This is a genomic window from Inquilinus sp. (genome assembly GCF_057815775.1).
Window position 1 is genome coordinate 1 of record NZ_JBYRFX010000448.1, and the last position, 7,512, is coordinate 7,512.

Below are 7,512 nucleotides of genomic sequence, written 5' to 3' on the forward strand. Positions count from 1 at the left end.
TCTCAGCGGCGGTCGTGTGCGGATCAACATCGTTTCCGGTCAGGACAAGCTGGCGGCCTATGGCGACAGTGAAGGCGACCAGGCACATCGTTATGCCCGCACCAAGGAATTCATGCGCCTTATCCGCAAGCTTTGGACGGAAGAGAACGTCACCTTTGCCGGCCAGCATTTTCAAGTGTCAGAATCCACGGTCAACCCGCGCTTGAACGCCAGCGGCGAGCGCCTGCACCCAAAACTCTATTTTGGTGGAGCCTCGGATGCGGCGGAGCGGGTTTCCGCCACCGAAGCCGATGTCCAGCTGTTCTGGGGCGAGCCGTTGGATGGCGTCCGCGAACGGATCGATCGCCTCAAGGCGCTGAGCCGGGATCTCGACCGCAACCTGCCGCCGCTGGAGTTCGGGCTGCGCATCACCACGCTGGTCCGTGACACCACGGAGCAGGCCTGGGCCGATGCCAGGGCGAAGGTCGAGGAGATGGCCAGGATCAAGGGCGCCGGCTGGCATGACCATCGGCAGTCGATCGCGGTGGGCCAGCAGCGCCTGTTCGACATCCATACGCGGGGCGAGGTGCTGGACGACAACCTCTACACCGCGCCCGGCAAATTCGGCGGCGGCGGCGCCGGCACCACCTGGCTGGTCGGGTCGGCGGCGGATGTCGCCGGGTCGCTGCGCAAGTACCGGGATTTGGGCATCACCCATTTCGTGCTCTCGGACACGCCGTATTTGTCCGAGATCAGGCGGCAGGGCGACCAGCTGCTGCCACTCCTTCGGAATTAGACAGTCAGATCAGGAGCTTTCCCATGCCTGGCGTTCATTCTCGCCGCCTCAAGACGCTGGTCGGTGCCGGCAGCTTCGTCTTCGCCGGCAACGATACCAGCCCGGTGGCCGGGGCGCACCGGGCCGCGGCGCTGGCCCGCAAGGCGGAGGCGGAAAAGATCACCGGCCTGTTCACGGCGGATCTGCTGCACGCGGATCCCGCCGGCCTGTCCGGCACGACCGGAACCCAGGAACCGATCGTCGCCCTGGCGGCCCTGAGCCAGGTCACGGCCCAGATCGGCCTGGTCGCCACCGTCTCGACCACCTATCACCACCCCGACACCCTGGCGCGGCTGATCGGCACGCTCGATCATGTCAGCGGCGGTCGTGCGGCCTGGAACGCCGTGACCTCCTCGGTCGGTGAGGAGAATTTCGGCGGTGGCGCGCTGCCCAATCCGGCGACGCGCTATGCCCGGGCCGAAGAGTTCATCGAGATCGTCAACGCGCTGTTCGACGCCAACCGCCCGGATGCGGCGCAGCGCGGCAAGAGCGGGGCGATCGGTGTGGATCCGGCCAAGCTGGGGCGGATCGACTATCGCGGCCGGCACTTCCAGGTTCAGGGCCCGCTGAACGTCCCGCCGCCACCGCAGGGCCGGCCGGTGCTGTTTCAGGCCGGCCAATCCGCCGAGGGCGTCACGCTGGGCGCGCGCCATGCCGAGGTGGTCTACACCTCGCAGCCGACCCTGGAGGAGGCCGTCGCCTTCGTCACGGAACTGCGCCGGCAGGCGAGGGGCTTCGGGCGCACCGGCAACCTGCCGCTGGTGATGAATTCCTTCCATTCCGTCATCGGCGAGTCCGAGGCCGATGTCGCCCGCCGGCTGCGTGAGAAGCACGAGAAAATCGACTACCAGCTCGGCCGCATCAAGCTGGCCGACATGCTGGGCGGCGACATCGATCTGTCGGATCTGCCGCTGGACCGGCCGCTGCCGGCAGGCCTGCTGCCCGAGGTCGACAGCGTCAATCGCCGGCGTGGGCGGGTGGAGGTGTTCCGGCGCTATGCGCAGCGGGGGCTGACCCTGCGCGAGCTGATCATCCAGGCGCAGGAAACCGGCCATTGGTCGATTGCCGGCACGCCGGAACAGCTCGCCGATGCGCTGGAGGAGCGGTTCCGTGCCGGCGCACTCGATGTCATCTCACTGCACGGATTGGGCAATCCGGATCAGGAAGACCTGCTGCTGAACGGCCTGCTGCCGGAGCTCCGCAAGCGCTCGCTCATCGACACCGACTATCTCGGTGACAGCTTCCGATCCAATCTCGAGCTGCCCCAGCCGGTCGGCGCATCCCGCCTGCTGCAGGCGGGATGACCGGGGCGGGGCCTCCTATCGCTCGGCGGCCCCGTTGCGGGTCGGCACGGGTGCCATCGCGTCGAACACGCCGTCACGCCGCACGAAGGCGTGGAACAGCGCCGCCGCGACATGCAGCAGGATCAGCGCGAAGAAGGCGAAGGCCAGATAGAAATGCGCATCCCACAGCAGCGCGTGGAGGCTGGCGCTCTGCGGCAGGATCGGCGGCAGGGTGACGCCGGGGAACAGCACGATCGGGTAGGCCGCGGCGGAAAGCATCCCCCAGCCGATCAAGGGCATGCCGATCATCAGCAGATAGAACGCGATGTGCGAGAGGTAGGCGGCGAGCTTCATCGGCTCGGGCAAATCGGCCGGCAGCGCCGGCGCCCCGTAGCGCAGCCGCAGCACCAGCCGGATCAGCACCAGCACCAGGATGGCGATGCCGAGCGGCTTGTGGATCGCCACCAGCGTCAGGTATTTCGGCATGGCGGTGGACACCATGCCCACGCCGATGAACAGCATGGCCAGGATGCAGATGGCCATCAGCCAGTGCAGCAGGCGCTGGGACGCGGTGAAATGGCGGCGGTCGCGGGTCATGGCTTTGCTCCCGTCGCGGTTCCCGGATAGGCGTCGTGTTCGGCCGTGCGGAGGTCAAAGGACTTGGCGTAGGCGGCCGACCGCGCCGCGGGGAACGGGTCGTCCGAGGTCCGGATGCCGGCGGGCAGGACGGTGGGGTCGAAGTTGACGTCCCGGCACGGGCCGTCCTGCTCGGCCTCGATCTTCTGCACGATCAGCGTGCCGACCTCGACGGTGTGGCGATCTTCCGGCCAGGCCTTGCTCGGGTCCGCGGTCGGGTCGCCCGGATTGGCGACCGTCACCGCCAGGGTCCAGCGCTGCGGCCCGGCGGCGACACGCTGGGTGATGTCCTGCTCCAGGAAATTGGGGTCGCGCTTCGCCAGCTCCTCCGGCGGCACCGCCACCGGCTGCGCGGCCGGCCGCAACGACCAGCGCACCGTGTGGTCGGCGCCGGAACCGTCGGTGAAGACGAAGCTGTTGAGGCTGTTGAAGCTGTCCTCGGTGTAGCTTTCCGTCCAGGGCGCGCTCTTTGCCCAGGCACCGAAGGCGGCGATTTCCGGATGCGCCGCGACGACGTTCTTCATCGCGTCCGGGTCCTTGCTGCCGGAGGCGGTCAGCAGCTCATAGAAGGCCTGCGGCGTCGCGACCGGGAAGAAGGGCGGGTCGATCATGGCGGTGCGCCATTGCTGCCCGTCCGGCGTCGAGATCTGCAGCCCCAGGCCCCGCACGCGGACCGTGGCGTCCGCCGCGCTCGGGTTCGGGCTGCCGATGTTGAACCGCCCGAGCGCCGGGTACTGGCCGGTGGCGAAGACCTGGGCCTTCGACAGCGCCGCGCCGGCCCCGTTGGATTCGAAGACGCCGGTGAAGCAGATGCCCTTGGCGTGGTTGCGGCGATGGCCCAGCGCCGGGCCGCCGGGCGGCGCCAGGGCCGCCACCAGCTTGTCCCCCGAAAGGCGCTCGGGCGAGAACCACCCGGCCGTATAGGCGAGGGCCGCCGCGCCGCCGCCGACGATGGCTGCGATCAGGACAAGGGATCCAAGCGCGGAACGCCCGGATGTTCGGAGCGGCTGGGGCATTCAATCCTCGCGATGGCTGGGACTCCGAATATCGGTCCGAGCATATCCCATCTCCGTGGTGCGGAGGGCGGGAATGATGCCGGATCCGACGCTTCGCTTCGCAATGGGGAAGGGCGGCCTTCCACCCGTCCAGGTCTGGCCGGATCAGCGATGAATCAGGTGGACCGCCCCGCCCTGCATTCCGATCGGGCCGTTCGCGGCGTCGCACGCGATCGAGAAGCCCAGCACCAGAACCAGGCCCAGTGTGGCAAGGCCGGATACGATCGCCGTGAACTGCATCATCCCCTCCTGACGGTTGGCACGCTGCCGTTCGATATCGGGCTTGCCGCCATGTCGGTGTCCAGGATAGCGCCCGATAGGCCGGCCGCTCCATTGCCCATTGGTGTGCCAACGCCCAGCGTTGGTGTGGTCGCCCCATACCAAGGTATGGGGCCGACGGGACGGACCGAAGGGAACCGGCGCACGGCGGGCGCCGTTGGCCTTTCACAAGCGCGTCCCGACGCGCCGGCCCTGGGCGGAAAGGCGGTCCTGATGAATGTGTCACTGTTCCACAATCCGAATTCCGGAGACGGTGACTGGACGCGGGGCAGGCTGGTCCGCCTGCTGGAGATGTCCGGCTTCGAGCCCGTCCATTGCTCGACCCGGGACGAACGATTCGATGAGGCGCTGGAGGATCCACACGACCTCGTGGTCGTCGCCGGCGGCGACGGCACGGTCGCCGAGATCGTGCGGCGGCTGCACGGCCGGCCGCATCGCATTGCCATCCTGCCCACCGGCAGTTCGAACAACATCGCCCGCTCGCTCAAGACCTTCCAGGAGCCCCGGCACATCGTGGCCGGCCTGGCCGATGCGGCCAAAGTCCCGTTCCATGTCGGGTTCATCGAAGGGCCGGAATGGTCCCGCAATTTCATCGAATCCGTCGGTGTCGGCCCCATTGCCGCCGCGATCGAGCGAGATGCCGGCGACAAGACGCACGGCACCGACCAGCGCGACGGCAGGCGGGCCGCGCTGCGGCGGATCGTGGCGGAGGGCAAGCCCGTCCAGGCCAGCCTGTCGGTCGACGGCAAGCGGATCACCGAGCCGGCGCTGATGGTCGAGATCATGAACATCCCGATGATCGGCCCGAACCTGACGCTGGCGCCCGAGGCCGATGCGCGCGACCCATCCCTGGTGCTGGCCTATCTTCCGGTCGACCGGCGCAAGGCGATGCTGGCCTGGCTCGACGACCCCGACGCGTCCGAACCGCCGCTGCGGCGGATCAAGGCCCGCCGGGTGGAGATCCACCCGCAGGGCGAGCCGATCCATGTCGACGACGAGGCCATCGCCGGCGGCGAGGCCACGCTGATCGTGACGCCGGTCGACACGCCGACGACCATGCTGATCCCGGAGGTATCATCATGAGCCACCCCGGCGCCTTGCCCGAGGACGAACTCCGGCAGATCGAGCAGACCGCGGTGGAACTGGCCCGGCTGGCCGGGGCCGAGATCGTCAGCGCGCTCGGGCGGACACTCAGCGTGAAGTACAAGACCGGAACGGGGCCGGACGATGCCGCATCGCTGCGCGACCCGGTGTCGGAGGTCGATCAGCGGGTGGAAGCGCTGATCCGGCTGCGCCTGGGCGAGCTGTTCCCCGACCACGGCATCATCGGCGAGGAAATGGCGGATGCGCCGGCCGCGCCGGACAGCCCGGTCTGGGCGGTCGACCCGATCGACGGCACCACCAATTTCATCAACGGCCTGCCGCTGTTCGCCGCCGCGATCGGGGTGCTGCATCACGGGCGGCCCATCGTCGGGGCCGTCTGGTGCTCGACCAGCCATGCCCTGCGGTCGGGGATCTATCACGCCTATAACGGCGGACCGCTGAGCTTCGACGGCGCCGCGCTCGAGGTCGGTCCGAACCCCGCCGTGCGCCGGCGCCTGGCAGGAGAGCCCTATCTGGACCGCGGCGCCGAGTTTCCGTGGGAGACCCGCAAGACCGGCTCCGCCGCAATCGAATGCGCCTTCGTCGCCGCCGGGCTGCTGGAGGTGGCGCGGTTCGAACAGCCGAATGTCTGGGATGTCGCGGCCGGGATGAGCCTCGTCCTGGCCTCGGGGCGGTCGGTCTATGAACGGACCGACGATGGCTGGGCCGGATTCGATGGCTTCGGCACCGACCCGCGGTCCTGGCGCCGCGGGCTGGTGATCGGGGCGGATGCCGTGGCCCGGCAGCGGACGGAAACCGCCTGAGAGCCTGCCGGAGCGCACCCGGCCTCACACATATCTCCCTTCGTTCAGGAACGGGTCGGTCCGCCGTCCGGTTGACAGGGAGGGGCTGCGTTGCCAGCCCGACGTCCCAGCCAGCACAGCCGCCAGCCCCAGAAGGATATCGCGCCATGGCCAGCCCGAAGCGATCGAAGTCACCCCCATCCGGGACCGAGGTGGGGCAGGGCGGCGAGTTGCACCAGACCGCGTCGGACCCGCGCGAACGCCTGACCACGAACCATGGCGTCCCGATCAGCGACGACAAGAACTCCCTCAAGGCCGGCCGTCGCGGCCCGGCCCTGCTGGAAGACTTCGTGCTGCGCGAGAAGATCCAGCATTTCGACCACGAGCGCATCCCGGAGCGGATCGTGCATGCTCGAGGCTCGGCGGCGCACGGCACCTTCGAACTGACGGAATCGCTTGCCCAATACACCCGCGCCAAGGTGCTGACCGAGGTCGGCGCGAAGACCGAAGTGTTCGCGCGGTTCTCGACCGTCGCCGGCGGCGCCGGTTCGGTCGACACCCCGCGCGACGTGCGCGGCTTCGCGGTCAAGCTGTACACCAAGGAGGGCAACTGGGATTTGGTCGGCAACAACATCCCGGTGTTCTTCATCCAGGACGCGATCAAGTTCCCGGACCTGATCCATGCCGTGAAGATGGAGGCCGATCGCGGCTTTCCCCAGGCGGCCAGCGCCCATGACACCTTCTGGGATTTCGTCGGGCTGATGCCCGAGGCGACCCACATGATCATGTGGGCGATGTCCGACCGGGCGATCCCGCGGTCGCTGCGCATGATGGAAGGCTTCGGCGTCAACACCTTCCGGCTGCTGAATGACAAGGACGAGGCGACCTTCGTCAAATTCCATTGGCGGCCGAAGCTCGGCCTGCAATCCACCCTGTGGGACGAGGCGGTCAAGATCGCCGGCGCCGATCCGGATTATCACCGCCGCGATCTGCACGACGCCATCGCCGCCGGCGACTTCCCGGAATGGGAATTCGGCGTGCAGCTGCTGAGCCAGGCGGAAGCCGACGCGCTGCCTTTCGACATCCTGGATGCGACCAAGGTGATCCCGGAGGAAATGGTGCCGATCCGCATCGTCGGCCGCATGGTGCTGAACCGGAACCCGGACAACTTCTTCGCCGAAACCGAACAGTCCGCCTTCCTGCCGACCAACATCCCGCCGGGCATCGACGTGTCGGAGGACCCGCTGCTGCAGGGCCGGCTGTTCTCGTACCAGGACACCCAGCTGTCCCGCCTGGGCAGCGTCAACTTCCACCAGCTGCCGATCAACCAGGCCAAGGGTTGCCCCTTCCAGAACATGCAGCGCGACGGGCACATGCAGATGCAGGTGCCGAAGGGCCGGGCCAACTACGAGCCCAACAGCCTGGCCGACGCTGGCGAATACGGCGGCCCGCGTGAGGACCCGAGAGGCGGATTTCGGACCGCCGCAAGCACGTTCGATGGTCCGAAGGTGCGGCTGCGCGCCGAGACCTTCGCCGACCACTACAGCCATGCGCGGCTG

8 protein-coding genes are annotated in these 7,512 nt (G+C 68.3%); 5 read left to right on the forward strand and 3 right to left on the reverse strand.

Features of this window, described 5'->3' with window-relative positions:
* Together AC3XYG_RS15890 and AC3XYG_RS15895 are read left to right on the forward strand one after the other, a co-directional pair.
* The coding region (locus AC3XYG_RS15890; RefSeq protein WP_489140819.1) for an LLM class flavin-dependent oxidoreductase at window positions 1-775 on the forward strand (775 nt) is incomplete at its 5' end.
* A 23-nt stretch (window positions 776-798) separates the two neighbouring features.
* On the forward strand, window positions 799-2,118 hold the full coding sequence (locus AC3XYG_RS15895) for an NtaA/DmoA family FMN-dependent monooxygenase (RefSeq protein ID WP_489140820.1): 1,320 nt from the start codon (window positions 799-801) through the stop codon (window positions 2,116-2,118).
* Between the two features lie 15 nt (window positions 2,119-2,133).
* On the opposite strand, the gene AC3XYG_RS15900 is transcribed toward AC3XYG_RS15895, so the two are convergent.
* The 3 genes from AC3XYG_RS15900 to AC3XYG_RS15910 form a co-directional block, all read right to left on the reverse strand.
* Window positions 2,134-2,694 (reverse strand): cytochrome b, encoded by a 561-nt coding sequence (locus AC3XYG_RS15900; protein WP_489140821.1) that lies wholly within the window; start codon window positions 2,692-2,694, stop codon window positions 2,134-2,136.
* A complete protein-coding gene (locus AC3XYG_RS15905; RefSeq protein ID WP_489140822.1) occupies window positions 2,691-3,749 on the reverse strand; it encodes a catalase family peroxidase in 1,059 nt (352 codons plus the stop codon). The genes AC3XYG_RS15900 and AC3XYG_RS15905 overlap by 4 nt, the downstream gene beginning before the upstream one ends.
* Before the next feature lie 144 nt (window positions 3,750-3,893).
* The gene (locus AC3XYG_RS15910) at window positions 3,894-4,031 is read right to left on the reverse strand and encodes a hypothetical protein (protein WP_489140823.1); all 138 of its coding nucleotides are present in this window, start codon (window positions 4,029-4,031) and stop codon (window positions 3,894-3,896) included.
* Between the two features lie 249 nt (window positions 4,032-4,280).
* On the opposite strand from AC3XYG_RS15910, the gene AC3XYG_RS15915 reads away from it, so the two are divergent.
* From AC3XYG_RS15915 to AC3XYG_RS15925, 3 genes are all read left to right on the forward strand, one after another.
* On the forward strand, window positions 4,281-5,150 hold the full coding sequence (locus AC3XYG_RS15915) for a diacylglycerol/lipid kinase family protein (RefSeq protein ID WP_489140824.1): 870 nt from the start codon (window positions 4,281-4,283) through the stop codon (window positions 5,148-5,150).
* Entirely contained in the window at window positions 5,147-5,974 is an 828-nt protein-coding gene (locus tag AC3XYG_RS15920; protein WP_489140825.1) for an inositol monophosphatase family protein, read from the forward strand. The genes AC3XYG_RS15915 and AC3XYG_RS15920 overlap by 4 nt, the downstream gene beginning before the upstream one ends.
* Before the next feature lie 146 nt (window positions 5,975-6,120).
* A partial coding sequence (locus AC3XYG_RS15925; RefSeq protein WP_489140826.1) for a catalase occupies window positions 6,121-7,512 on the forward strand: 1,392 nt, incomplete at its 3' end.